We start from the raw sequence: 26,712 nt of genomic DNA on the forward strand, positions 1-26,712 counted from the left end.
AATTCATTCAAAATGAGAAAATTCAAATTTACACTGATTGCCTTTATGGCTGCCATGATGGCACTGTCATTCACAGCGTGTTCCGATGATGACCCGGAACCTAATCCTAATCCGGACCCGGAAGTCAATGAGGATAACTATCACTTCGACCTATTTGTAACCGTAGACAAGCACGGCGGGATGAGTAGCAAGAATACCACTATCGTCCATAGCGTCAACTCATTGGCCGCAGAGCAGGGTGTCATCACTGTGAAAAGAGAAGGTTCGGAACTGGGAGATTACTCCATGGAGACTATCTCTAAAGGAAAATATTACTACCAGATTCCCGCAACCAATGACCGTTTCGTGAAATATCAAATCAAGAACAATGCTGTTCAGGTAATTGCAGAACGTCCCTTCAAGACCAACAGCTATAAGGTGCGTGCCTACACACATGCCTGGATTGACGACAATACACTCATCATCATGTCTACCAATGGCGGGAAAGACCAAGTGATTTATACAAAGCTGAACGCAAAAGACCTGACAATCCTCGATGAAGGTACTCTGAACATACCTGATCCTACCAACTGGACCAAGCTGACAAGCTCCGGTATCCTTACCTACCGCAAATCGGACAATAGATTGTACTACTTCTATTATTGGAAAGAAAAAGCCGGTCTGACAATTGCAAGCGAACAAGAGCCTAATTTCCACACAGCCATCATCAATCCGGTAACTATGGAAGTAGAAAAAGACATCAAATCTCCCGTTGAAGGTGAAATGGCAGGAAGTGCCTATGGAGAGCTGATGCAAAACTGCGTGATGTATGACGAAGCAGACAACCTCTACCTGGCTTGTTTCCATGAAGAGGCAAGTGGTATTGAAAAGGGGATGCTACTACGCATTAAGGTAGGCGCAACAGAATTTGACACTTCCTACAACGGTTATCAAAATGCAGACGGTAAGTTGATGACAGTTCAGTATTTAGGAAACAACAAAGCTTTGGTCTATGCTCGCAATGACAAAGCTCCTATCAGCGATAAAGCAGCTGCTGCAGGAATCAAAAAGCCTACAGCTATCGATGCATTCTCACACTACTATACCGTCATCGACCTTGCCACCGGAACCAAGACACGCTTAAGCTATGATGGCAAGGAAATCGGTTACAGCGGCGGTCGCTTCTCACAGCGTTCTGTCATCTTCAACAACAAAGCATACATTGGTGTAAACACTGAAGAAGATGCCAACGCCGTTATCTACATCTATGACATCAAGACCGGTAATGTAGAGAAAGGAGCCGAAGTGGACGGACGCTTCTACTTCGATATGATACGTGTCATAGAGAACGATTAAAACAAGCATCAGTATTTATGAAGAATTTGTTTGTCTTTTTATTCCTTTGTAATTTCCTCCTCCTCTGCCATGCGCACGGGGGAGGCAATTACGAGCACAGCGATATGCTTGCAAGTATGAAACCCGGTGACAAGGCCGCCCTGCTCATGGTGCACTTCGGCACTACGCATGACGATACCCGTGCCCTCACCATTGATGCCATCAACGCCAAGGCACAAGCTGCCTTCCCGGAGTTGAAGTTCCAAGAAGCCTATACGTCGCGCATCATTATCCGCCGCTTGAAAGAGCGCGGCACCACGAAGCTGACTCCACTGGATGCCATGCTGAAACTGCGCAGCGAAGGTTACACACACCTCATCGTGCAGAGCACCAACATCATTGACGGAGTAGAAATGGAATCCCTCCGCCGGGATGTGGAAAACGCACTACCCTTCTTCAAGGAAATACGTGTAGGTACTCCCCTGCTCTACTCTATCGAAGATGCAGAGAAAGTGGCAAGTATTCTGGGGAACCGCTACAACGCCCCGGCACAAAGCAAGAAAGCTACCAAAGAACACTTCGTCCTTGTGGGTCACGGCACCTATACCCCCAGTACCGCCATCTACAGTCAGATGGACTATATGCTGAAAGCAGGCGGACTGACCAATTTCCATGTGGGCACCATCGAAGGTTATCCAACCTTTGACACCATGCTGGCACAACTGAAAGCCGGGAAAGCCAAACGTGTGACCCTCATACCCTTCATGTTTGTTGCCGGAGACCATGCCAAAAACGACATTGCCGGAGAGTGGAAGGAGATGCTCGAGAAAGAAGGCTTCACCGTCAGTGCACAACTGGAAGGACTGGGACAAATTCCGGAAATTCAAGAAATATTCATTGACCATATCCGTTTCGGACTGAAGCACCGCATGCTGGACATCATGACGAAGAAGGCGGCCTATGCTGCCGGAAAAGACACAGAATAATATACCCATTAGTGGGTATTTAGTGTTCTTGAATCATCTTGTACTTTTGCAGGAAAAACGCGAACGACAATGAATGTTATCACCAAACTGATGTACTCTATTCATAGGATACTGGGCACTTTGCTCTGTATCCTATTTCTCATGTGGTTCCTCTCCGCCTTCGTGATGATGTACCACCGCTTTCCCCGTGTCAGCGCCAAAGAGAAAATGCAAAAGCTGGATATGCTCTCCCAAACCGGAGACTCACTTCCGGACATCTCCTCCGTCACAGCCCGCCTGCCCCGTGGCGTAAAGGTCAGGTCTACGATACTGAACCTCAATACCGGACACCCCGAGTTCAGCTTTAGTACCACAAAAGGCACGCTTCATTTCCTTGCCGATTCCACCATCTCACGACCCTCTCTGGACAGTGAACACCTGCACCGGACAGCAGCTTTGTGGTGTTCTTCTCCCATTACCCGTATCGACACCCTCCACTCTCTGGACCAATGGATTCCCTTCGCTGAACTGAAAAAGGAAATGCCCATTTATAAAATATACTTTGCCGACGATGCCGGGACACAGCTCTATCTGAGTTCACAAAACGGTGAGGCCTTGCAGTTCTCCAACAGAAGCGAACGCTTCTGGGCATGGCTGGGTGCCATTCCCCACTGGGTATACTTCACCTGGCTGCGGCAGGACACCGTCCTTTGGACTAAGACCGTCATCTGGCTCACAGCTCTGGGTTGTCTCATGGTCATTGCCGGCATTTGGGTAACTGTGGATGTATGGCGTAAGACGCACCGAAGCCGCCATCCCAAGTTCTCCCCCTACCGAAAAAGATGGTATCACTGGCACTACGTCAGCGGAATATTTTTCGGCATCTTCGTACTGACCTTCACCTTCAGCGGCATGATGTCTCTGGCAGACATTCCCGAATGGATTCATAAACCGGCACTGAAGAAAGGCAGCGCCACACGCACGCTCCATGCCCGTGCCCCACAACCGGAGGATTACCCCTTGGACTACCGCCGTGTCATAGCTGCCTATCCCCAAGCTTTGCAGATAGAGTGGCGCAACTTCCGCGAACATCCCTACTACATCGTAAAAGATAGAAAAAACGAGTATTACATCGATGCCGCCGACAGCCTGCCGCGTCCGTTACAACTCTCCGAAGAAGAAATCCTGAAAGGCGTGGAAAGCATTTATACCTCCCAGCGTGATTCTTCACAACATATCCCCGGCATACGTATCTCCCGGCTCGAACATTTCGAGACCTACTATCGCGACATGAGCAATATGTATCGCGGACGACCCCAGCTTCCCGTCTGGAAGATAACGGTGGACGACCCGGACCGGAGCGTCTATTACATTCACCCGGAAACGGGAATCATCCGCCATGTAGACACCTCCTCCCGCTGGAAATACTGGAGCTATACAGCCCTGCACCGCATGCGTCTGCCCGGTCTGAACTCCAATGCCACCCTGCGCAAGACTGTGCTTTGGGTATTGCTGCTTGGAGGTACAGCCGTTTGCATCACGGGTGTGGCGTTAAGTGTGAATTATATAAGAAGAAAATGTTGTAAAAGACAAAAACGCTATTAACGAGAATAAACTTGTATGAATAAGAAAAGACTTGGAATATTCCTCGGCAGCATAGCCCTATTGATTGTCTGCAGCTTTGCGGCCTATCAGTACTGGCTTGCTCCTACACGTATACTTATTATCAACGCAACCCTGGCACAAGCTGCCGACATTGCCCTGAACAATGACTGCGCCCGGATAGAAGTCACCTGCATAAAAAAAGAAGAGGTGAAGGACCTTTCCGGCTATGATGCCATCGTGATGTACAGCAGAGGGCTATACCTTGACGACGGCCAGATTGCCGAAGTGGAACGGGTGGGTGCCAGCGGAGTACCAGTCTTTACGAATACGTTACGAAATTTCACCCTCTCCCTCAATCACAATGTTACCAATGAACAACAGCATACGCTACGGGAGTATCTCAAGAACGGCAACAAGCACAACTACCGGAATGCCTTACTCTACCTGCGCCACATCGCCACTCCCCACCGGTGGGGACACCAGGATTACGAGCCTCCCATCCCATTGCTGGAGAACATGTTCTACCACCGCGAATACGGCCGCTACTTCAGTACTCCGCAAGAGGTGACCGCCTATCTGAAAGAAAAAAATCTCTACCATGAGGACGGACGCAACCTTGCCCTGATTTCCGGACTCAACTTTCCGATGGAAGGAAACCGTGCCCACGTAGATTCCCTCATCACGTGCTTGACACAAGCAGGCTTCAATGTCTATCCTTTCACAGCCGGAGGTCAACCGCGTGCCGATATGATACGTACCCTCCATCCCGATGCAGTAGTCTACCTGCCTATGGGACGGCTGGGCAATGACTCACTCATCAACTGGCTGCACCAGGAAAACATTCCTTTATTCATGCCCTTCCCGCTGATTCAGCCCCACGAGGAATGGCTGGACCCGGATACCCCCGTCAGCGGTGGCACACTGACCGCCCGTGTAGTGGTGCCTGAGATAGATGGAGGCATGCTACCCCTCTGCATCGCTACCCAAAACGAAAACAAACAAGGATACTATCTGTACACCGCTGAAAATGAACGGATAGATGCCGTAGTGGACCATATTACCAAGTACATGTCCTTGAGAGACATGTCCAACAAAGAAAAGCGCGTTGCTATCTGTTACTTCAAGACTCCGGGAAAAGACGCCCTGCTGGCAAGCGGTATGGAAGTGATTCCTTCACTCTATAACTTCTTGAAACGCCTGCGTTCGGAAGGGTACGACGTCAGTGGACTGCCTGCTACTGTAGAGGAGTTCGGCAAGCGGATACATCGTGACGGTGCCGTCATGGGTTCGTATGCCAAAGGAGCACAAGAACAGTTTTTGAAAACGGCACACCCGATATGGCTTTCTACCGAGCAATACGAACAATGGGCACACGAAGTACTCCTTCCCGAGAAATATCAGGAAGTGACAGACAGATATGGAGATGCGCCCGGCAATCTGCTGGTAACAGAGGACAGTATTGCCATTGCCTGCCTGCAATTCGGCAATATCCTACTCTTCCCCCAGCCCCGCCCGGCATTGGGAGATGATGAGTTCAAACTGGTGCATGGAATGCCGGTAGCGCCGCCCCACAGCTACCTGGCTCCTTATCTGTATATGCAAAAAGGATTCAAGGCAGATGCAGTGATTCACTTCGGCACCCACGGCAACTTGGAATACACGTCCGGAAAGAATGTGGCACAGTCGCAGGCCGACTGGTCGGATGTACTGATTGGTAACCTCCCCCACTTCTATTTCTATACCACCGGAAACGTAGGCGAGGGTATCATTGCCAAACGCCGGACACATGCCGTACTGGTCACCCATCTCACTCCGCCCTACGTGGAGAGCGGTATGCGCCAACGCTATTCGGCCTTGCTCGAAGATATTCACAAAGTGCTGGACGAAGGTACCGAAAAACACCGAACCCTAGGAATAAGTATCAAAAAAGAAGCCATGCGTCTGGGACTGCATCGCGACCTCAACCTCGACTCCATCTCCAGTGACCCCTACACAACCAAGGAGTTGGAACGTCTGGATGCCTTCACCGAAGAGATAGCCAACGAAAAGATACTGGGTGCGTACTACACCATGAACGAGCCTTATTCTGACCGCGACCTGCTGACTACCACTCTCGCCGTCGCTGCCGACCCGCTGGCATACGAAACGGCCCGCAAGGACCGTGATAAAGGTAAAATCACCACAGAACAGTTGCAAGACTTCACCTATATAGCCCACCACTACTTGCCTGCCGCCAGGAAAAGGCTGACCGCCTTACTCCAGAATCCACCCAAGGATACTGCATCTGTAGCACCGGAGCTTCGCCCCGCCCTACTCTATCGCGAACAGTTGCTTGCCTCCCCCGTCAACGAACAGAATGCCATGGTGCGTGCACTCAGCGGAGGAACCGTATTCCCTGCGCCGGGAGGTGACCCCGTACTGAACCCGAACGTTCTGCCCACCGGACGCAACATGTACAGCATCAACGCCGAGAATACTCCCAACCCAAGGGCTTGGGAAGATGGAAAGCGATTGGCAGAAGCGACTTTAAAACAGTACATCAGCAAGCACGGCGAATATCCCCGGAAAGTAAGCTATACCTTCTGGGCAGGCGAATTCATCAATACGGAAGGAGCTACGCTGGCCCAGGTATTCTGGATGCTGGGAGTAGAACCCGTACGCGACGCCCAAGGCAGAGTGGTTGACCTGAAACTGGTGCCCAGTGAAGAACTGGGGCGTCCGCGCATCAATGTGCTGGTACAAGTGTCCGGACAGCTACGCGACATAGCCGGTTCCCGCTTGAAGTTACTGACCGATGCTATACGTCTGACATCGGAAGCCGGAGATGAGACCTATCCCAACTATGTGGCATCGGGTACACTGTTGCAGGAAAAATTACTGGTAGAAAAGGGAACTTCCCCCAAACGTGCCCGTGAAATGTCTGTGATGCGTGTATTCGGACCGGTCAACAGCGGATACAGTACCGGTATGATGGCCTATACCGAGCACAGCGGCTCGTGGGAAAGCGAAAAGGAGATAGCCGAAGGATACCTCAACAATATGGGTGCCTCTTATGGGGACGACGAAAATTGGGGAGACGTCCAGGAAGGTTTGTTTGCCTCGGCACTGTCCGAAACGGATGTTGTCATCCAGCCCCGTCAAAGTAACACATGGGGCCCCATCTCCCTGGATCATGTATACGAATTTACGGGTGGACTCTCGCTCACCGTCAAAACCGTGACCAGCAAGGAACCGGATGCCTATATGGCAGACTACCGCAACCGGACCAACCGCCGCATGCAGGATGCCAAAGAGGCCATTGCCGTAGAGACACGTTCCACCATCTTGAACCCTACCTTTATACAAGAGCGGATGAAAGGCGGGGAAGGTTCGGCGCAGATGTTCGGCGAAATCTTCCGCAACATCTTCGGCTGGCACGTCATGCGTCCGTCGGCCATGGACAAAGAACTGTTCAATGACTTGTATAGAATGTATATAAAGGATGAGAATAAGCTGGGCATTCACGAGTACTTCCTCCGCGTCAATCCCGCCGCATTCCAGGCTATGACAGCCGTCATGCTGGAAAGCGCCCGCAAAGGTTACTGGAAAGCATCTGATGAGCAACTGAAAACCACTGCTTCCCTGCATGCACAAATCACACGCGAAAAAGGTGCCGCTTGTACCGAATTCGTTTGCGACAATGACAAGCTACAGTCGTTCGTTGCCGACCAGTTGGATAATAGCGAGAAGCAGACCTATACCCAGAACATGAAGGAGGTACACGAAGCATCCGCAACCGATGGCAAGGATGTCGTACTGAAAGAACACAAACTGACTTCCGAACAAACGGTACGTAAGAACAGGGTGAACGGAGTGGTTGCAGGCAGTCTTGTCGTCATCACCTTCATCGGACTGGTCGTACTGTTGAAGAAAAGAAAAAAAGAATAAATAGAAACAGAGTATTATGGAATACGTCATTCATCTGTTAGCCCTATTCATCGCCCTCAATTTTCTATTAAAGGTGGGGTTCTATCCACGCTGGGGAATGTGGACGGTTGCCGCAGGCTGTGCCTTTTTTGCGTGGCTGGTGACTCCATGGATGACGGAACAGTCCAAGACCGTGGTGGCAGCTTTCTTTGCCTCCCGTCCACAGATGTTGAACTTGTCGGTATGTGTCACTCTGGAAGCCGCCATAATGATAACTTTCTGTTTCGACTGTTTCGCAAAAATGCGTACCCGCAACACGGCCTTCAAACAAGCGGTCACCCTCTTCCTGAAGTTATACCCCGGCATACTGATAGGCGGAGTAATATGCTATGTCCTGGCACTGCTGCTTTTCACTTTTCCCGGAATAGATTTCGGCAGTCTCTCATGGATAGCAGCCGGTGTTACTTTCTTTGCAGTCGGTGCCGGTAGCCATTTGCTGCGATATGCTATCGGTGACAAGCCGCTGCGCTTGGAAGTATTGTTCATTGTCAATATTTTCATTGTTATATTGAGCATCATTGCCACGGGCTATTGAAACGAATTAAAGAATTAAAAACTAAAAAGATATATGGAAACAATCTCAAACACACTGTTCTGGATTTCGAACGGGCTGCTGGTTCCCGTCATAGTCCTGCTGCTGCTATTCTTTCTACGTGCCATTCTCCTTGCGGGAGGTTTCTTCGGGGAATTCTATCAACGGATGAAATTACAGAAGCAATTCGCTGAAACACTGGAGAACATTACCCCAGAGAATATAGACGGACTGCTGCAGCAACTCCCATCGGCAGGCAACTCCCCTCTCCTCCGCAGCATGTCCAAATTGTCCGCACACCGGGATGACGACGCCTACTGCGAACACCTGCTTGCCAATTATGAAGTGGAAGCCGAGAAGGAGTTGGGACGTTCGCGTACTTTCATCAAGCTGGGTCCTATGTTGGGACTGATGGGTACCCTCATCCCGATGGGTCCCGCACTGGTGGGGCTGGCACAAGGAGACATCTCCTCCATGGCCTACAATATGCAGGTGGCTTTTGCCACTACAGTGGTAGGTTTGGTCATTGCTGCTGTCGGCATCATTACCCTGCAAGTGAAACAACGCTGGTATGCCCGCGAAATGAACGACTTGGAATATCTGTACAAAGTGATAAGCCGCCAAACGGCCGAAAAGGAATAACGGACTAACGATACGAAAACTATGAAGAGTAAGAGAAACAGATTACTGCACAGCGATTCGGACTCCGACCCCATGGGTACGGTAGCCAATCTTTTTGACGTAGCGATGGTCTTTGCCGTAGCCTTGATGGTGGCTCTCGTCTCCCGCTTCAATATGACGGAGATGTTTTCCAAAGAAGACTTCACCATGGTGAAGAATCCCGGAAAGGAAAATATGGAAATCATTACCAAAGAAGGGCAGGAAATCAAGAAATACACTCCCAGCGAAGACCCAAAGACCTCCGGTAAAAGAGGAAAGAAAGTGGGAGTTGCCTATCAGCTTGAAAATGGAGAGATTATCTATGTGCCGGAATAAGGGAATACAGTACCTATTAATAGCTATTTGGCCATCGCAGTATAACAACTATTAAGTATTTCACCCTCCGATAATGGTATGTACATTTGCAGCGTTATATAAAATAAAACAATATATGATAAAGCAAAGACTTCTCACAGCTCTCCTTATGGGAGGAATCATCGCCACCGGTGCCTATGCACAAGCAGAAAAAGGTGACAGCGACGATATGACCAAGAAAACTCACGAGTTGAACCCGGTCGTAGTAACGGGTACGGGTACACATCAGCGACTGAAGAACACTCCGTCTCCGGTATCGGTTATCACTGCCAACGAGATAAAGCGTGCCGGTATCACCGACTTCCAGCAGGCCTTGACCATGATGGTACCCTCGCTCTCCTTCCGTCCGAACGCAATGGGGTCCTATCTGATGATGAACGGACTCTCCAACAAGCACGTGCTGATATTGGTCAACGGACGCAAGGTCACGGGAGACATTACCGGTAACATCGACCTCAACCAAATAGACATGACCCGCGTCAAACGCATCGAGGTACTGAACGGAGCCGCTTCTTCCCTTTATGGTTCGGATGCCATCGGCGGTGTAATCAATATCATTACCAACGAGCCTAAAGATGTGGTAGCCTTCAGCAGCAATAGCAGCTATACGAGAAAGAATCAATTCTCCCAAGGCTTGAATCTGGACATCGCCCAAGGAAAAATAGGGTCCTATACTTCCTATAAATACGACCACTCCGACGGTTGGCAAAACAGCCATCTGACAGAAGATGGAGAAGACATCATCGAAACGATTGCCCCGCTCTCCCTGGGCTACAGCTCGAATAACTTTTCGCAGAAGTTTACCTATGATGCTACGGACCAGCTTTCCTTCTATGCCAACGGTGGATACTATAACCGCGGACTCGAACGTCCGGTAGAACGCGAAGACATCACCGGCGGAAGCAAGTACAACACTACCTACGAAGGTTACAACTGGGGGGCAGGCGCCAAATACAAACTGAGTAAACGCAACGTTATCCAGTTCGACTATTCAGGAAACAATTACGCATCACGCTACAAATACCTGATAGAAAACAGCGGATACCTGCCCGGACAGTATGCGCTTACCAAGCTTCAGAAATTCCATGATGCCGAGTTGAAAGGTATCTTCGGTTTTACAACCAACAGCACTACGGTGTTCGGTGTGGACTATCGCCGTGAAGTGCTCCGCCGTCCCGACTCTGATTTGGACAAAAGTGTCTATACGACATCAGCCTACGGCCAGCATGAAGTGAAGCTATGGAACCATCTGACCGGTGTTGTGGGTGTACGCTACGACCATCACGAACAGACGGGTGGACGCTTCACCCCCAAAGTGGCAGCCATGTACAACATAGGCAACTTCAATGTACGTGCCACCTATGCTGCCGGATTCCGCGCTCCGGGAATCGACGAGCTCTACTACCACATGTTCAAGAAGACAATGGGTACACGAGCCACCATCTCATTGGGTGACGAGAACCTCGACCCCGAACGCAGCAACTATTACTCCATCAACATGGAATACCGCACCAACCGTTTCAGTGCTTCCGTCACTGGTTACCTGAACTATGTAAAGAACATGGTAACTTCCAAATCCACTAAATTCGATGACCTACCGGAAGCAGAGCAGAACCAGTTGCGTGAAGAGTTCCCCGAAATCGGTGACCTTTCATCCACGAAAAACCTAAGTGTCAAGAACTACTTCAATTTCGAGAAAGCTACCGTCAAAGGCTTTGAAGTGAACTTGAACGGCAATCTGTTCCCGGGCTTCACCCTGGCCGGAAACTATACCTACGCCTATGGACGCGGTCTGAACGAAGGAGGCGAATGGCAAAACATCGAACGCAGCATACGCCATACAGCCACCATCACCGGAAACTATACACACAGCTGGAGCGACTATACCTTGAACCTCAACTTGAACGGTCGTCTGCAAAGCAAAGTCTATTATCCGGGTGACGCGGACGGCAATGCTCCGGGCTACGGCATCTGGAACCTCAATACCCGCCATACCTTCGACGGCTTCCGCAACTTTGTCATCGAACCGGGCATCGGCATAGACAATATCTTCAACAAGAAAGACAACCGCCCGCTGAACAAGAACTTCGCCTTGTATTCCCCGGGACGTTCGGTAGTAATCAGCCTGGCACTCAGACTAAAATAATTTCTCCATAACGCTTTTAGAAACAACAACAATTATGAGACATTTTTTCATCACTCTCTATTTACTCGGCATCAGCCTCTTCTCCTCCGCACAACAAGAGGAGAAGGCGGCTTTGCTCATCACCCATTATGGCAGTTCAGACCCTCAGACACGTGCCTTGACACTCGACGTCGTGACCCGTGAGGCGCAGGAAGCCTTTCCGCAGTTTACAGTACGCGAGGCATACATCTCGCCGATTGTACGAAAAAGACTTGCCAAAGAGGGCGTGTACAAAGACAGCCCTACGGATGCACTGTTGAAACTTCGCGCTGAAGGCTACCGGACCATCTACGTCCAGAGCACTACCTTGATAGAAGGCAGTGAGATGACCTCCGTCCGCAGGGATGCAGACAAGCTCCGTCCCTTCTTCAAGGAGATAAAAGTGGGGAATCCCCTGCTCTACTCCGTCGAAGACTGCGAGAAGGTAATCGACATACTGACCGCCGAACAGCCGGGAAAGAAAGAAGACATTGTCTATGTGGGGCACGGCAACCAGCTACCCAGCACGGCTACTTACGCCATGCTCGACTTCATGATGAAAGCCCATGGACTGAAGAACTTCCACGTCAGCACCATTGAAGGATATCCTACCCTGGACGCAACCCTGCTGCAACTGAAAGAGACACGCCCCAAGAGCGTGACATTGGTTCCGTTGCTACTGGTATGCGGCAACCATACCAAGGAAGACATTGCCAGCGTGTGGAAGACGGAACTTGAAAAGCAAGGCTATCAAGTGAATGTACGCATGCAGGGACTGGGCGAAAACAAAGCCATCCGCCAGCTCTATATGGAACACATCAAAGCCATGCTAAAAGATTGATAACCAGCAAGCGTAAAAGGGCTACACCTTTTACATACCAAGGCTACACCCTTTGCTCCGGATGGCTACACCATTCCGGACAAAGGGTGTAGCTCTTTTCAATGTACACAGATTACGGACATTTGTAACCATATTACGGATTCCTCCTCCTGCGATATGGTACTTTCCGGATTATTCTCTACATTTGTACAAAACTAACAGGAACGTTTATGGAAGAAGTAATCAAGCTCAATGCTGTAGACCAATACAACAAGATGTTCGGTCTCGAAACCCTGCACCCGCTGGTCAGCGTAGTCGACTTGTCCGAAGCCACCGGATATCCCAGGCATTTCACCTTGAACTATGGCGTATACGCCCTTTTCCTCAAAAACACCAAATGCGGAGACATACGCTATGGAAAACAGTATTACGATTACCAGGAAGGCACGGTAACCAGCTTCGCCCCGGGCCAGGTGACCGAGGTCAACATGCTGGAAGGTATGCAGCCCAGCGCCTCCGGCCTGCTGTTCCACCCCGACTTGATAAAAGGCACCTCGCTGGGACAGGGAATAAAGCAGTATTCCTTCTTTTCCTATTCCTCTACCGAGGCACTGCATTTGTCCGAAGACGAGAAAGAAATCTTCCTCGACTGTCTGAAGAAGATTAAAATGGAAATCCAACGCCCCATCGACAAGCACAGCAAGGGGCTGATTGCACGCAACATCGAACTGCTGCTGGACTACTGCATGCGTTTCTACGAACGCCAGTTCATCACCCGCTCGGCAGCCAACAAAGACATCCTGATGAAATTTGAAGCACTGATAGACGACTATTTCCAAAGCGACAAACCGCAGACCGAAGGACTGCCTTCCGTGAAATACTTCGCAGACAAAGTGTTCCTCTCTTCTAACTATTTCGGAGATTTGGTGAAGAAGGAAACCGGAAAGACGGCGCAAGAATATATCCAGAACAAAATCATCGACCTGGCCAAAGAAATGATTATAGGAAGCGGGAAGACGGTCAGCCAGATTGCCTATGAGCTGGGATACCAGTATTCGCAGCACTTCAACCGAGTATTCAAGAAGAACGTAGGCTATACTCCGAGCGAATACCGGCACTTGCAGGTTTAGACAATAAAGTTTCACCACAGATTACGCCGATTAGCGCAGAGTTTTTTCGGTTTCATCAAATATAAGTTCTATCTTTGTATGCCAATAGAACATATGGATATGAAACACCCCAAAATAATTGTTGCCGGCATCGGACCGGGCAATGAATCGGATATGACTCCCGCCGTAATTTCCGCTTTGCAAGAATCAGATGTAGTGGTGGGATATAAGTATTATTTCCAATTTGTAATCCCTTATCTCCACCCCTCAACAGCATGCATAGATACCGGCATGAAGCGTGAACGCGCCCGTGCCGAGCAGGCTTTCGAGCTGGCGGAGCAGGGAAAGACGGTCTGCGTCATCAGCTCCGGGGATGCGGGCATCTATGGTATGACGCCGCTTGTCTACGAGATGAAGCGGGAAAGGAACAGCGACGTGGAAATCGTTTCGCTGCCGGGCATCAGCGCTTTCCAAAAGGCAGCCTCACTGCTGGGAGCTCCCGTAGGACATGACTTCTGTGTCATCTCCCTTTCGGACCTGATGACTCCCTGGGAGCGTATTGAAAGGCGTATCATCGCAGCCGCTGCCGCCGACTTCGTGACGGCAGTCTACAACCCCAAAAGTGAAGGACGCTACTGGCAGCTTTACCGCTTGAAAGAACTCTTTCTGCAGGAAGGACGCTCACCGGAAACGCCCGTGGGATATGTACGCCAGGCAGGACGCCCGGAACAAGCGGTACACATCACCACGCTGGGAGATTTCAATCCCGAAGAGGTGGATATGTTTACAGTCGTATTGATAGGCAACTCACAGTCCTACGAATGGAACGGAGCCTTCATCACTCCGCGCGGCTATTACCGGGACACGAATACCGAAGCCACGGGTATCGGGCAAGACATCATGATTCGCAGTTTCCGTACCATCGAAAAGGAACTGAAGAACAAGCATATTCCCCTCGACCATAAATGGGCTTTACTCCATGCCATACATACCACCGCCGACTTTGAAATGGAGCATCTGCTGCATACGGACGAAGGTGCCGTGGCTTCCTTGTATCAAGCCATCGAGAAAGGCGGAATCAAGACGATTGTCACAGACGTCACGATGGCAGCCAGCGGCATCCGCAAAGGAGCGCTGCAACGATTGGGCATAGAGGTGAAATGCTACCTCGGCGACCCACGCACGGCGACAATGGCTGCAGAGAAAGGCATTACCCGTACCCAGGCAGGCATCCGTTTGGCTGTGGAGGAGCATCCCGATGCATTCTTTGTATTTGGCAATGCACCTACAGCACTTATGGAACTCTGCGACCTGATACGTAAGGGCAAGGCACATCCGGCAGGCATTGTTGCCGCACCGGTAGGATTTGTGCATGTGCAAGAGTCCAAACACATGGTGAAACCGTTTACGGAAATACCCAAGATTATCGTAGAAGGACGTAAAGGAGGCAGCAACCTGGCTGCCACGCTGGTGAACTCCGTGTTGTGCTACAACGATGCGGAGCAGTTGCGCCCCGGGAGGGATGTGTAAAGCGAAAAGAGACATTCCATAACATTACTTGTTACGACCGATAACATTACTTGTTATGCCCCCTTACATTACTTGATATTTTCATAAGATTACTCATTGAATGAAACACAGATTTATAATCATAGGAATGGATGACAACCGTTCCCCCTTCTTTCCGCCGGAAGCACTGGCGCAGATACGGAAGGGGAAGGTCTTCTCCGGCGGCATACGGCATAAGGAGATTGTCGGTCCTCTGCTGCCTGCCGGGGCCGAATGGATTTCCATCACCGTGCCGCTGGACCGCGTCTTTTCCCGTTATGAAGAAATATTTACCCGCTTCGAAGAGACGGCTACGGACGACTCCATCATTGTATTCGCGTCCGGTGACCCGTTGTTCTTCGGTTTTGCCAATACCATAAAGCGCAAGCTTCCCGAGGCAGACATTCTGCTCTATCCCGCTTTCAATTCCTTGCAGACATTGGCACACCGCCTCGTCATGCCGTATGACGACATGCGCACCGTCTCCCTGACAGGACGCCCGTGGCAGGAGTTCGACCGTGCCCTCATAGAGCGTGCCCCCAAAATAGGCATCCTCACCGACCGCGAACATACCCCGGTCACCATTGCCGCCCGCATACTGGAATATGGATACTCTCACTACACACTATACATCGGCGAGCATCTCGGCAATCCCGAAAAGGAACGCATACGCCGGATGACACCCCAGGAAGCGGTTGCCGGCGACTTCGAACATCCTAACTGCCTGCTGCTTGTCAGCCATCCCAGGCAATGCCGCACAACCTCCCTGCACGGCAGCGTACAAGCTCCGGACTTTCCAGTCCGTCCCTTCGGCATCCCCGATGAGAAGTTTGCACATCTTGACGGACGCGCCCGCATGATAACCAAGGCCCCCATCCGCCTGCTCACCCTGCAGGCATTGGAACTGAACCGCCGCCGCGTCTTCTGGGACATCGGTTTCTGTACCGGTTCCGTCTCCATCGAAGCCCGCTTGCAATTCCCCCATCTCGCCGTCATCTCCTTTGAGATACGTCCCGAAGGAAAAGAGCTGATGGACACCAACTCCCGCCGCTTCGGCGCGCCGGGCATTACGGCGGTAACCGGAGATTTCCTGCACACCGACCTCACTCCCTTTGCCCGTCCCGATGCTGTCTTCATCGGCGGACACGGCGGACACCTGGAAGAAATGATAGAGAAGGTGAAACAAATGCTGCACCCCGAAGGTTGCATCGTCTTCAACTCCGTATCGGCAGAAAGCAAGGAGGCGTTCCTCCGAGGAATCGAGCGGAACGGAATGGTGCTCCACCCTTCCACCCATATCGCCTTGAACGAATATAACCCCATTGAAATTATGAAAGCCACGCTTTCTTAAACATACCCATTATGAAAACAGCTATTATTCTAATCTCCGAAGCCGGTTTGAGCATAGCCCAATCACTGCTCAACGAACTTCCTGACTCCGAAATCTTCACCCTCAGGCACGAAGAGGGATGCACACATATAGAATCCACCGGCAAATTCACAGCGGAAAACTTCAACCGCTATGATGCCTTTGTCTTCATTGGCGCCATGGGAATCTGTGTCCGCACCATCGCTCCTTGCGTGAAGAACAAATATACCGACCCTGCCGTGGTTTGCGTGGACAGTACCGGTAAATTTGCCATCTCCGTACTTTCCGGACACATCGGAGGAGCCAACGAACTGACCCACCAGGTAGCGAATATCCTCGGGGCCGAACCGGTAGTCACCACGCAAAGCGACTGCACCGGTCTATGGGGACTCGATACCCTGCCCCAACGTTTCGGGTGGTTTCCGGTCATCAACGCTGAGCCCTCCACCCTCCTGCTGGCAGAACTTGCCAAGACGCCCGAAGAGAAAAAAAGAGTATGCATGAACGAGCATATCAGCCTCTTCGTTTCCGGCAAGCCCACCGCCCTACTGCTCACGGTGCGCAATGAAGGTACGGACTGGATGGAGGCGAACCTTCCGCCTCATGTAGAAGTATTCTACCGGGTGCAGGACATCAACCCTTCACGCTTCAAACTGATTCTGTGCGTATCTCCTCAAATCCCCAACTTCCCGGAAATGCCTATGATATGCTACGTGCCTTGTGTCGTACACCTCGGTATCGGCCTTGCCCGGCTGGCAGGCCCCGTGCGGAAAGTGGAGAAAGAGATTATGAACACACTGAAGGAATACGGCATCATGCCCCAAAGCATCGCCTCCATCTCCACGATTAAAGCTAAAAGTGACGAACCGGTAGTGAAAGCGCTCCAAAAGAAGTTCCCGGTCTACTTCTATACAGCCGAGGAACTGGCAGAGATAGAGGTGCCCCATCCCAGCAAAACCGTCATGAAGCACATGGGTACCCCCAGTGTCAGCGAAGCCGCCGCCTTGCTGAGTGCGAACAACTCCCGGCTGCTGATGCCCAAGAAGAAAGGAGAGAACTATACCGTGGCCGCCGCCCTCGACATAAGAACTGTGCGCCAGGGCCACATCGAAATAGTGGGTGCCGGCCCGGGCGACCCGGACCTGGTTTCCGTACGCGGACGCCAAATGCTGGAACGCGCCGACCTCATTCTGTATGCCGGCAGTCTCGTTCCCAGGGAGCTGACTCTCTGTGCCAAGGCCGGAGCTACCGTACTCAGCTCCGCTTCTATGGATTTGGAGGAACAATTTGAAGTGATGAAGAAGTTCTATGACAAGGGAAAATTCATCGTACGCCTGCATACGGGTGACCCATGTATCTATGGTGCCATTCAGGAACAGATGAACTACTTTGACCAGCACGGTATGAGCTACCACATCACCCCCGGCATATCCTCCTTCCAGGCGGCAGCGGCAGCCTTGAAGTCGCAGTTCACCATTCCGGAAAAAGTGCAAAGCATCATCCTAACACGCGGCGAAGGACGCACGCCCATGCCCGAACGCGAAAAGCTACATCTCATGGCACGCTCACAAAGTACCATGTGCATCTTCCTCAGTGCAAGTATTGCGGAGCAGGTGCAGGAAGAACTGTTGCAGGAGTATCCGGAAACTACCCCCGTAGCTGTCTGCTACCACTTGACATGGAAAGACGAACAAATATTCAGGGGGGAACTCAAAGACCTTGCCAGGATAGTGAAGGAAAATAACCTCACCTTGACAACCATGATTGTCGTAGGCGAAGCCATCGGCAACCGCGAAGGTCTGTCACGGCTCTATGCACACGAGTTCAAGCATCTGTACCGGAAATAAATCAACGATTAATCACCCATAACCATTCAAACATGATATTAATATTTGGCGGAACCACCGAAGGACGCATAGCCATCCAAACCCTTGAAGAAGCCGGAAAAACTTTCTACTATTCTACCAAAGGGGATGAGCAGGACGTACTTCTGCATAATGGCATCCGCCTGCAAGGCGCGATGGATGCAATAGAAATAGAAACATTCTGTGCACAGCATCACATAAAGCTGCTGATAGACGCCGCACACCCCTTTGCCACACAGTTGCATGAGACTCTGGAACAAGTCTCCGTGAAATCGAATATCCCCGTCATCCGTTTCGAGCGTATCTTCCCGGAACGCGATGAAGAACACATCACCTGGTGCAGGGATTATGATGATGCCATCGAGAAGATACAGAAAGAAAAGATTTTCATCTTACTTGCACTGACCGGCGTACAGACCATAGGTAAGCTGAAGCCTTTGTGGCAGAATGCTTGCTGTTACTTCCGCATCCTCGACCGTGACAGCTCGCGCAAGCTCGCCCGGGAACAGGGCTTCTCCGAGAAGAACCTCTACTACTACACGCCCGGAGAAGACGAGCAAGTCCTAATGAAACAGCTTCATCCCGAAGCCATCCTCCTCAAGGAAAGCGGGATATCCGGCGGATTCTGCGAGAAGGTGGAAGCTGCCCGGCAACTGGGTATACGCATCTTTGCCATCCGCCGTCCCGAGACATCCGGCAAGTTTATCTGTGTAAACGGCGAGCATGGCCTGCGCCGCATAGTCGAGAAACATTTACCCGACTTCTTCCCCCTGCGCAGCGGACTGACCACCGGAACATGTGCCGCTGCTGCTGCCGTAGCCGCCACCTGGGATGTATTCAATATCTACTTCAAAAAGCGTCCTACGGAATTTCCGGTAGTCCTTCCCAACGGAGAAACCATCCAGGTTCCCGTAGAGCCTCAGCACCATACTCCCCACTCCGACCTTCTGGAAAACGGTGACGGCATGTTCGAGACAAGCGCTACCGTCATCAAGGATGCCGGCGACGACCCGGACATCACCAACGGGATGAAAGTTGTGGCCAATATAGCCATACCTTTCCGCATAGACGACCCGCTGCCGGAAGACACTCCCCAGGACGACTACAACATCATCGTCTGCGGCGGCGAAGGCGTAGGTGTCGTCACCATGCCCGGTCTGGGACTTGAGCTCGGTAGCTCTGCCATCAACGATACCCCGCGCGAAATGATAAAGAAGAACGTCAAGCTATGGCTTGAACGCCTCCATATTGCCAAACAGCCCAATCCTATTCTCATTACCATCTCCATCCCCGGTGGAGAAGAGATAGCCAAACGCACCTTCAATCCCCGCCTCGGTATCGAAGGAGGCATTTCCATTATCGGGACCTCCGGCATCGTGAAGCCATTCTCCTCGGAAGCCTTCGTCAATTCCATCCGGAAGTCCATGGAAGTGGCAAAGGCAACCCGGAGCCCTCGTATCGTCATCAGCTCCGGCGCAAAGAGCGAACGTTTCATCAAGGCGTATTATCCCGACCTCCCCACCCAGGCTTTCGTGCATTACGGCAACTTTATCGGCGAAACCTTGAAAATAGCAGCCGAAGAGCAAGTACCGCACGTCACCCTCGGCGTGATGATGGGAAAGGCCGTGAAACTGGCCGAAGGCAATCTGGATACCCACAGCAAGAAAGTGACCATGAATAAGGAATTCATTCAAGACCTGGCACGCCAGACGGGATGCAGCGAAGAAACACTTGCCGCCATCGGACAGATGAACCTGGCGCGCGAACTCTGGGACATCATTCCCGAAGAGCTGCTGGAAAAGTTTGGCAAGGCACTGATTGAGCTCTGTCACCGGCACTGTGCCCCCTTACTGCCCAATGGCGAACTAACAATATTACTCATAACCGAAAACGGAAAAATTTACTCATGAAGAAGAAGATAATCATTACCGTCTGTATGGCAATGACCGTACTGACCGGCCTGGCACAAAAACCGCTGTCCTTTCATGCAAAAGCAGGAATCGGTACCTCCCATTTTCATGGAAAACACTCCAGCAGTGACACCCAAATAGCTTACAAAGCTGGTGTCGGTGCAGAATATGTCCTCAACAAGACCTGGGTGCTGCAATCCGCATTGGAGTTTGTGTCCATCGGCGGTAAAGACGAGATAAGCCACATCGGCAAGGCCAAAATGCATGAACTGTATCTGCAAATCCCCCTCATGATAGCGGCCCGCCTCCATCTGGGCAGGGATTATCATGCCTCGCTGAGCGTCGGCCCTTATGCGGCCATAGGCGTGGCAGGCAAGACCTCCGGCGAGACCTACGATTATAGCAGCAGCAGTATGCAGGGAGGATACCAGTTCAAGATAGACACTTTCGGCAGCATGGTAGACGGGAAAATGGGTAACAACCGTTTCGATGCAGGTATTGCCTTGGGACTTACTTTTGAATACAGAAGATTCATCATCGGTGCAGAGACACAAGTGGGACTGGTAAAAGTCAATGAGCAGATAAACCAGATGATAGGTCATTCGGAAGAAGGAGGATATTTTCCCAAGAACTTCGCCGCATTCTTCACGCTGGGGTACCGGTTCTGGTAAGGGAACATTTTGCCATACAGAGTTGTTTAGTATACAAACAGATACTCAACAATATAAACTGAATAATATGGCAAAAAGAATTCCTATCCTGCTGGCAGCAATGACAGCCCTCACCTTCGCCCCTCAAACAGCAGAGGCATGTACCGGTATCACCCTGACGGCCAAAGACAATGCGCACGTCGTAGCCCGCACCATCGAATGGGGAGGCAGTGAGCTGAACAGCCAGTACGTCATCGTACCGCGCGGTTATTCGCAACAATCACTGACACCCGGAGGCAGTCTGTCCGGCATGGAGTTCACCTCACGCTATGGCTACGTAGGCCTGGCAGTGGAGCAAAAGGAGTTCGTGGCCGAAGGTCTGAATGAAGCCGGGCTCTCCGCCGGGCTGTTCTACTTTCCCGGATATGGCAAATATGAGGAGTACGACCCCACACGAAAAGCGTCGAGCATAGCCGATTTACAATTGGTATCATGGCTGTTGGGAAGCTTTTCTACTGTGGACGAGGTAAAGGAGGCTATTGAAAATGTAACGGTCATAGCCATTGACCCACGCGCCTCCACCGTACATTGGCGGATTGCAGACAAGACCGGCCGCCAACTGGTATTGGAGTTCATCGACGGACAGCCCCGTTTCTATGAAAACAAACTGGGAGTATTGACAAACTCCCCCGGCTTTGACTGGCAGATGACCAACTTAAACAATTATGTGAACCTCTACCCGGGCAGTGCCGAAAGCAAATCGCTGGGCAATGTGACTATAGCCCCTTTCGGTTCGGGAAGCGGCTTTTTGGGAATTCCGGGAGATGTGACTCCCCCTTCCCGCTTTATCCGTGCCGCTTTCTACCAGACTTCTACACCACCACAGAATACCGCACTGGAAACCGTTCTCCAATGTTTTCAGATACTGAATAACTTTGATATACCCGTAGGCATCGAGTTTCCCCTCGGCCAGGTTCCTGCCAATATTCCAAGTGCCACCCAATGGACATCGGCCACAGATATGACAAACGGTATCATCTACTATCGCACCATGTACAACAGTACAATCAGAAGCATTGATTTGAGACAGATAGACTTCGGGCGCATCGAGTACCATGCAGCTCCCCTCGATAAAGTGAAGCGGCAACCGATAGCTCCCGTGAAAATTGAATAGGGACGCAGAAACTTCAAGATTGCCGCTGTTGCAGTTGTTCCGCCTCCTTCCTCTTCATCTCCGCCAGCACCCCGCAGGTCAATGGAATGGCGAGGAAGAAGGTCAGCATGTCCGACGCCGCCTGGCACATCTCCACCCCTTTCAGTCCTAAGAAATAAGGAAGAATGAAGATGAGGGGGATGAAGAACAGCCCTTGACGGGCAGAGGAAAGTATCGTAGCGCGTACGGGCTTGCGGATAGTCTGCAGCATCATGTTGCTGACCACAATCCATGCACCCAACGGATAGGTGATGAACTGCCAGCGCAATGCTGCCGCACCGGTAGCTACAACAGCAGGGTCTCCCTTGCGGAAGATGGAGACAATCTCCTCGGCATATCCCATACCTGCCACCGCACAAACCAGCAAAAAGAAAAAGCCTACCTTCACACAGAACCAGAATCCTTGGCGCACTCTGGCATACAGCCCGGCACCATAATTGAATCCGCATACCGGTTGGAAGCCTTGCCCGAAACCAATTAGGAAAGCATTGATAAACATAGAGATACGCGTCACAATGGACATCCCTGCAATAGCTGCGTCACCATATGCACCGGCCGCCACGTTCAGCAAAATGGTTGCCACGCTTGCCAGTCCCTGCCGGGTGAGTGACGGAGTTCCACCCCCAATAATTTCCTTGATGAAAGCCAGTGTAGGCGTAAAGTTTCTGTAACGTATACGTATATTTCCTCCTCTGCGCCCCATATATAGCAAAAGGATGAAACTACATATCTGGCTGACTACTGTGGCAAGTGCGGCACCGGATATGCCCATATCGCATACAAAAATCAGGATAGGGTCGAGCACCACGTTGATGACCGCCCCACTCACAATCCCCACCATGGCATACGCCGCATTACCTTGAAAACGTATTTGGTTATTCAGCACCAATGAGGCGGTCATAAAAGGAGTACCCAGCAGAATGATTCCCAAATAGCGCTCCGTATACGGAAGAATAGTAGGCGTCGACCCCAAAGCAAGGGAAAGCGGTGTAAGGAACAGCAATCCCAGCACAGCCAGAGCCGCTCCGATAAACAAGGCAAAAAAGAAGCCGGTGGATGCCATCTTCTCGGCACTCTCCGTTTCCTGCGCCCCCAACTTACGGGAGATGTAGTTCCCCGAACCATGACCGAAGAAGAATCCCACAGCCTGGATAATGGACATCACAGAAAACACGATACCTACGGCAGCCGTAGACTGGGTATTTATTTTACCCACAAAATAGGTATCTGCCATGTTGTAGAAGGACGTCACCAGCATGCTGATGATGGTCGGCACAGCCAATGACGTAATCAGCCGGGGGACCGGAGTCGTCGTTAAGTGGACATAATTATCCTTTGCAGAATGGTGCATCATAGGGAATGGAATGACAAGACTATTTGCAGCAATTTCTCAATGGAGTACACTGTTACCGGCTCCTTGCCCGGTCGATGGAATACGAAGCTGCCGTCTCCCTTCAAATCTCCGGTTTCGATATAAATCTCCGATTCAACATTCCGGTTTGCCAGAATCCCGTTTCTCTGGAGTGCCTTGCGCACCATGGCATACTTCTGCCCGTGGCCCGCCAAGCGTATCTGGGAGGTATATTCATTGGCTACCCTGAACAGTCCCGTTTCCAAATCAAAGGCAATACCCTTACGGGCAAAGAAGTTGCTCAGGCTGCCGTTCAACGAAAGGTCCTCGGGCGTACCGATAGTTACGCCGTTCACCTTGTCCATCAGCCATATTTTGTCCGCTATCTGCAGGGCCAGTTCCAGGTCGTGAGTAGAAAGGAAAATCGTCTTGTCCGTTTGCCGGCTGAGCTGGTGAAGCAGTTGCATCATCTCTACTTTACTGGGAAAATCAAGGAAAGCTGTCGGTTCATCCAGATAGATGACGGGAGTTTCCTGGGCGAGCGCCTTGGCTATCATCACCTTCTGCCGTTCACCGTCACTCAGCGTATGCACCATGCGGTGTGCCAGATGGGGAATGCCTACCAGGGCGATGGATTTGTCCACCACAGTCTTGTCCTCTTTCGAAAGGGTTCCCCAGAAACCGGTGTAGGGGCTGCGCCCCAGACCTATCAGTTCTACGACGGACATATTGCGTATATCGCACTTCTCCGTCAGCACCACACTAATGACGCGCGAAAGCTGCTTGTCGGTATAGTCCCCAATCTCTTTTCCTTCAATAAATATGTTTCCTCCAAGTTTTGGCTGGAAGGCAGACAACGTACGGAGCAGCGTGGACTTCCCCACTCCATTAGCTCCCAACAAGCAAGTCAGCTCACCACTGTTAATTCCGGCGCAAATGCCGTCTGCCACCACTTTCACATCCCCCTTACCGGGGTAACCGATGGAAAGATTCTCTATATGTATGGTTTCCTTATTCATTCAATTCTCCTTTCCGTTTTCTAAAAAGTACAGAAGCCACTACCGGCGCACCTACCAGTGCCGTCACCGAGTTGACCGGCAAAGCTCCCTCGAAGCCGGGCATACGGGCTATCAGATTGCAGACCAATGCCAGGGAAGCGCCTACCAGCAATGTGGCAGGCATCAGCACCCGATGGTCCGAAGAGTGGAAGATGGCACGGCACAGATGGGGAACCGCCAACCCGATAAACATAATCGGACCGCAATAGGCCGTTACAATAGCCACCAGCACACCGGAGCATGAGATAACCAGCAGGCGTGCCCGCTTGATGTTCAGTCCCAGATTGCGTGCATAGCCATCGCCCAGCAGCAACAGATTCATCGTCTTTATCAGCAGGAAGGACAACGGAAGCAGCACAGCCATGATGCAGACAAACAGCACCATCTGGTCGCCCGAAACACGGGCAAAGCTACCCAATCCCCAAATGACATATGCACGTATATCTTCCTCCACACTGAAATATTTCAATACGCCGATGACGGCACTTGCCACATAGCCTATCATCACACCGATTATCAGCAGCGTCACGTTGCCCTTCACCTTCTGGGAGACATAGACAATGAGCGCCATCACAGCCAGCGCACCGATAATGGCGGCAACCGACAAGGCAACCTCGCCCATATACCCCAAACGGCTCAATGCCACACCGCCCATCGCCCCGGACAGCAATACCACACAAGCCACACCCAGGCTGGCACCTGAACTGATGCCCAATACCGAAGGCCCTGCCAGCGGATTGCGGAACACCGTCTGCATCTGCAGACCGCTGACTGACAGCCCTGCTCCCGCCACCAATGCCGTCAACGCTTGGGGCACGCGGGACTTCCAGATAATATTCTGCCAAATAACGGATTCATCCGTATTTCCCCACAATATGTTCCACACGGAGCGCAGAGGAATGTGAACCGACCCCAAAAGCAGGTTCAGCAGGAAAAAAAGAAAGATAGATGCCAGTGTCAGCAACATCAACGGAAGTACGGGTCTTTTTATCATTTCAGCAGTTCGTAGTAAGTCGGTTTATAGTCAGGCAACAAATCGGGATGGAAAGCATGTATCAAGTCTTCCAATACAATTTCGGGCTGCATGGGCATACTTTCGTAGAAGGGTTTCTCACGCATGTTGCAGTATACCACTCCCTTCTCACGAAACGCACGGAAGTCGGCATAACGCGGGTCGAGGGACTTCAAGGCATCATACGTGAATGTCCCGTCATAGCTGTTGACAATGCGCCAATAGTCGGCACTCTCCGCCTGGCTATATACGGTTTCAAAATCCAGCGTGACACCTCCCGAACGGGGATCGTCTTTCAAGAAATAATCCGCACCGGCATCACGGAACAGTTCGGCAAGAAAGCTCTTTCCTCCCACTGCATACCAGTTGCCACCCCGTATCTCGCCGCTGAATACCACCGGACGCTTCTTCACGTTGGCAGCCAGCTCCTTCAATTCGTTATAGCGCTTCTCTATCGCAGCAAACTTTTCATTCGCCTCCACTTCCTGGCCTATAAACATGCCGATGAATTTTATCCATTCAGCCTGCCCCAACGGGGTCATCTCCTTATATCCCAAATGGGGAACCAGTGGAATACCGATTTCCCGCATGGCATCATATCCACCCCGCTTGAAAGGAGAGATAAAGATAACATCCGGATTCATGCTCATTATCACTTCATTATCAAAGTTCCCTTCGATACCAATCTTCACGGTCTCGCCGGACTTCAAACGGTCGTTCATCTCCTTGTTGAAGAGATGGCGCGTACTGGTGATGCCCACCACATAATTGCAGGCATCCAGACGGATGAAGTTGGAAAGTTGCAGGGATGTCATACACATAACGTGCTCCACCGGTGTTTCTATCACCGTATAGTCGCTCGGTATGCCGGCAGGCTTTATGCCTTTCGGTACCAGTGCGTAATGGAAGGTGTTGCCGTTTTCTTTCTGAGGGTCGTGTATATCCACCAGGCGGACATGGTGCGGCAAGTACTTCACCGTATAGCCTTTGGCATAAAGCGGTACAATGGTAGCTGCCGTGTCTGTCATAACCGGAGAATAGCCCGTTTCGGAAGAAGATTCGGTAGCAGTCTGTCTTGATTTTAAGCCGCAAGAGGAGGTTACGCATAAAACGCACAGCAGTGCAATGCCTATGGCAGATATCCGGGTCATGATTATCGGGGTTTATGGAATTCGGGCACAATATTCGTCATTTTTGGGGAGATACGCAAATGCTCCTCCTGCAAA

General features: G+C 51.1%; 20 protein-coding genes. 16 read left to right on the forward strand and 4 right to left on the reverse strand.

Annotated features, from left to right (window positions below):
* Positions 1-12 precede the first annotated feature (12 nt).
* The 16 genes from DW947_RS00855 (at position 13) to DW947_RS00930 (ending at position 22,026) form a co-directional block, all read left to right on the forward strand.
* Positions 13-1,335 (forward strand): hypothetical protein, encoded by a 1,323-nt coding sequence (locus DW947_RS00855; RefSeq protein WP_008663413.1) that lies wholly within the window; start codon positions 13-15, stop codon positions 1,333-1,335.
* 17 nt (positions 1,336-1,352) lie between these two features.
* On the forward strand, positions 1,353-2,300 hold the full coding sequence (locus DW947_RS00860) for a sirohydrochlorin cobaltochelatase (protein ID WP_118930802.1): 948 nt from the start codon (positions 1,353-1,355) through the stop codon (positions 2,298-2,300).
* 69 nt (positions 2,301-2,369) lie between these two features.
* Positions 2,370-3,884 carry a PepSY domain-containing protein gene (locus DW947_RS00865; RefSeq protein ID WP_118930803.1) on the forward strand — a complete coding sequence of 505 codons (1,515 nt, stop codon included), beginning with the start codon at positions 2,370-2,372 and terminating at the stop codon, positions 3,882-3,884.
* 15 nt (positions 3,885-3,899) lie between these two features.
* On the forward strand, positions 3,900-7,811 hold the full coding sequence (locus tag DW947_RS00870) for a cobaltochelatase subunit CobN (RefSeq protein ID WP_118940789.1): 3,912 nt from the start codon (positions 3,900-3,902) through the stop codon (positions 7,809-7,811).
* 16 nt (positions 7,812-7,827) lie between these two features.
* Positions 7,828-8,385: a hypothetical protein gene (locus DW947_RS00875; RefSeq protein ID WP_005829371.1), complete on the forward strand. Its 558-nt coding sequence runs from the start codon at positions 7,828-7,830 to the stop codon at positions 8,383-8,385.
* 33 nt (positions 8,386-8,418) lie between these two features.
* Positions 8,419-9,024 (forward strand): MotA/TolQ/ExbB proton channel family protein, encoded by a 606-nt coding sequence (locus DW947_RS00880; protein WP_117681278.1) that lies wholly within the window; start codon positions 8,419-8,421, stop codon positions 9,022-9,024.
* A 21-nt stretch (positions 9,025-9,045) separates the two neighbouring features.
* The gene (locus DW947_RS00885) at positions 9,046-9,378 is read left to right on the forward strand and encodes a DUF2149 domain-containing protein (RefSeq protein ID WP_005836672.1); all 333 of its coding nucleotides are present in this window, start codon (positions 9,046-9,048) and stop codon (positions 9,376-9,378) included.
* Positions 9,379-9,493: 115 nt separating this feature from the next.
* The gene (locus DW947_RS00890; protein WP_182291934.1) at positions 9,494-11,563 is read left to right on the forward strand and encodes a TonB-dependent receptor plug domain-containing protein; all 2,070 of its coding nucleotides are present in this window, start codon (positions 9,494-9,496) and stop codon (positions 11,561-11,563) included.
* 34 nt (positions 11,564-11,597) lie between these two features.
* A complete protein-coding gene (locus DW947_RS00895; RefSeq protein ID WP_118940788.1) occupies positions 11,598-12,422 on the forward strand; it encodes a sirohydrochlorin cobaltochelatase in 825 nt (274 codons plus the stop codon).
* Positions 12,423-12,631: 209 nt separating this feature from the next.
* Entirely contained in the window at positions 12,632-13,531 is a 900-nt protein-coding gene (locus tag DW947_RS00900) for a helix-turn-helix domain-containing protein (protein WP_005836667.1), read from the forward strand.
* A 99-nt stretch (positions 13,532-13,630) separates the two neighbouring features.
* The gene (gene cobJ / locus DW947_RS00905; protein ID WP_119958456.1) at positions 13,631-15,040 is read left to right on the forward strand and encodes a precorrin-3B C(17)-methyltransferase; all 1,410 of its coding nucleotides are present in this window, start codon (positions 13,631-13,633) and stop codon (positions 15,038-15,040) included.
* A 100-nt stretch (positions 15,041-15,140) separates the two neighbouring features.
* Positions 15,141-16,409 carry a precorrin-6y C5,15-methyltransferase (decarboxylating) subunit CbiE gene (gene cbiE, locus DW947_RS00910; protein WP_119958416.1) on the forward strand — a complete coding sequence of 423 codons (1,269 nt, stop codon included), beginning with the start codon at positions 15,141-15,143 and terminating at the stop codon, positions 16,407-16,409.
* Positions 16,410-16,420: 11 nt separating this feature from the next.
* Positions 16,421-18,274 (forward strand): precorrin-4 C(11)-methyltransferase, encoded by a 1,854-nt coding sequence (gene cobM / locus DW947_RS00915; protein ID WP_119958417.1) that lies wholly within the window; start codon positions 16,421-16,423, stop codon positions 18,272-18,274.
* 32 nt (positions 18,275-18,306) lie between these two features.
* Positions 18,307-20,202, forward strand: a complete 1,896-nt coding sequence (gene cbiD, locus DW947_RS00920; protein WP_119958418.1) for a cobalt-precorrin-5B (C(1))-methyltransferase CbiD — start codon at positions 18,307-18,309, stop codon at positions 20,200-20,202.
* Positions 20,199-20,873 (forward strand): outer membrane beta-barrel protein, encoded by a 675-nt coding sequence (locus DW947_RS00925; protein ID WP_119958419.1) that lies wholly within the window; start codon positions 20,199-20,201, stop codon positions 20,871-20,873. Before cbiD ends, DW947_RS00925 begins: the two co-directional genes overlap by 4 nt.
* Positions 20,874-20,940: 67 nt before the next feature.
* A complete protein-coding gene (locus tag DW947_RS00930) occupies positions 20,941-22,026 on the forward strand; it encodes a linear amide C-N hydrolase (RefSeq protein WP_118930805.1) in 1,086 nt (361 codons plus the stop codon).
* A 13-nt stretch (positions 22,027-22,039) separates the two neighbouring features.
* Here DW947_RS00930 and DW947_RS00935 read toward each other — a convergent pair whose 3' ends face one another.
* Genes DW947_RS00935 through DW947_RS00950 form a run of 4 tightly spaced genes read right to left on the reverse strand, consistent with a single transcriptional unit; the run spans position 22,040 to position 26,637 of the window.
* The gene (locus DW947_RS00935) at positions 22,040-23,419 is read right to left on the reverse strand and encodes an MATE family efflux transporter (RefSeq protein WP_005829402.1); all 1,380 of its coding nucleotides are present in this window, start codon (positions 23,417-23,419) and stop codon (positions 22,040-22,042) included.
* The gene (locus DW947_RS00940) at positions 23,416-24,435 is read right to left on the reverse strand and encodes an ABC transporter ATP-binding protein (protein WP_005829404.1); all 1,020 of its coding nucleotides are present in this window, start codon (positions 24,433-24,435) and stop codon (positions 23,416-23,418) included. The genes DW947_RS00935 and DW947_RS00940 overlap by 4 nt, the downstream gene beginning before the upstream one ends.
* A complete protein-coding gene (locus tag DW947_RS00945; protein WP_034529853.1) occupies positions 24,428-25,465 on the reverse strand; it encodes an iron ABC transporter permease in 1,038 nt (345 codons plus the stop codon). Before DW947_RS00945 ends, DW947_RS00940 begins: the two co-directional genes overlap by 8 nt.
* A complete protein-coding gene (locus tag DW947_RS00950; RefSeq protein ID WP_057087716.1) occupies positions 25,465-26,637 on the reverse strand; it encodes an ABC transporter substrate-binding protein in 1,173 nt (390 codons plus the stop codon). Before DW947_RS00950 ends, DW947_RS00945 begins: the two co-directional genes overlap by 1 nt.
* Positions 26,638-26,712 lie beyond the last annotated feature (75 nt).

Source organism: Bacteroides sp. AM44-19 (assembly GCF_003603395.1).
Classification (GTDB): Bacteria; Bacteroidota; Bacteroidia; order Bacteroidales; family Bacteroidaceae; genus Bacteroides; species Bacteroides uniformis.

Bases quoted from the DNA above. Each gene is read 5' to 3' on its own strand.
- DW947_RS00855 (WP_008663413.1), top strand. From the start codon at position 13: ATGAGAAAATTCAAATTTACACTGATTGCCTTTATGGCTGCCATGATG.
- DW947_RS00860 (WP_118930802.1), top strand. From the start codon at position 1,353: ATGAAGAATTTGTTTGTCTTTTTATTCCTTTGTAATTTCCTCCTCCTC.
- DW947_RS00865 (WP_118930803.1), top strand. From the start codon at position 2,370: ATGAATGTTATCACCAAACTGATGTACTCTATTCATAGGATACTGGGC.
- DW947_RS00870 (WP_118940789.1), top strand. From the start codon at position 3,900: ATGAATAAGAAAAGACTTGGAATATTCCTCGGCAGCATAGCCCTATTG.
- DW947_RS00875 (WP_005829371.1), top strand. From the start codon at position 7,828: ATGGAATACGTCATTCATCTGTTAGCCCTATTCATCGCCCTCAATTTT.
- DW947_RS00880 (WP_117681278.1), top strand. From the start codon at position 8,419: ATGGAAACAATCTCAAACACACTGTTCTGGATTTCGAACGGGCTGCTG.
- DW947_RS00885 (WP_005836672.1), top strand. From the start codon at position 9,046: ATGAAGAGTAAGAGAAACAGATTACTGCACAGCGATTCGGACTCCGAC.
- DW947_RS00890 (WP_182291934.1), top strand. From the start codon at position 9,494: ATGATAAAGCAAAGACTTCTCACAGCTCTCCTTATGGGAGGAATCATC.
- DW947_RS00895 (WP_118940788.1), top strand. From the start codon at position 11,598: ATGAGACATTTTTTCATCACTCTCTATTTACTCGGCATCAGCCTCTTC.
- DW947_RS00900 (WP_005836667.1), top strand. From the start codon at position 12,632: ATGGAAGAAGTAATCAAGCTCAATGCTGTAGACCAATACAACAAGATG.
- cobJ (WP_119958456.1), top strand. From the start codon at position 13,631: ATGAAACACCCCAAAATAATTGTTGCCGGCATCGGACCGGGCAATGAA.
- cbiE (WP_119958416.1), top strand. From the start codon at position 15,141: ATGAAACACAGATTTATAATCATAGGAATGGATGACAACCGTTCCCCC.
- cobM (WP_119958417.1), top strand. From the start codon at position 16,421: ATGAAAACAGCTATTATTCTAATCTCCGAAGCCGGTTTGAGCATAGCC.
- cbiD (WP_119958418.1), top strand. From the start codon at position 18,307: ATGATATTAATATTTGGCGGAACCACCGAAGGACGCATAGCCATCCAA.
- DW947_RS00925 (WP_119958419.1), top strand. From the start codon at position 20,199: ATGAAGAAGAAGATAATCATTACCGTCTGTATGGCAATGACCGTACTG.
- DW947_RS00930 (WP_118930805.1), top strand. From the start codon at position 20,941: ATGGCAAAAAGAATTCCTATCCTGCTGGCAGCAATGACAGCCCTCACC.
- DW947_RS00935 (WP_005829402.1), bottom strand. From the start codon at position 23,419: ATGATGCACCATTCTGCAAAGGATAATTATGTCCACTTAACGACGACT.
- DW947_RS00940 (WP_005829404.1), bottom strand. From the start codon at position 24,435: ATGAATAAGGAAACCATACATATAGAGAATCTTTCCATCGGTTACCCC.
- DW947_RS00950 (WP_057087716.1), bottom strand. From the start codon at position 26,637: ATGACCCGGATATCTGCCATAGGCATTGCACTGCTGTGCGTTTTATGC.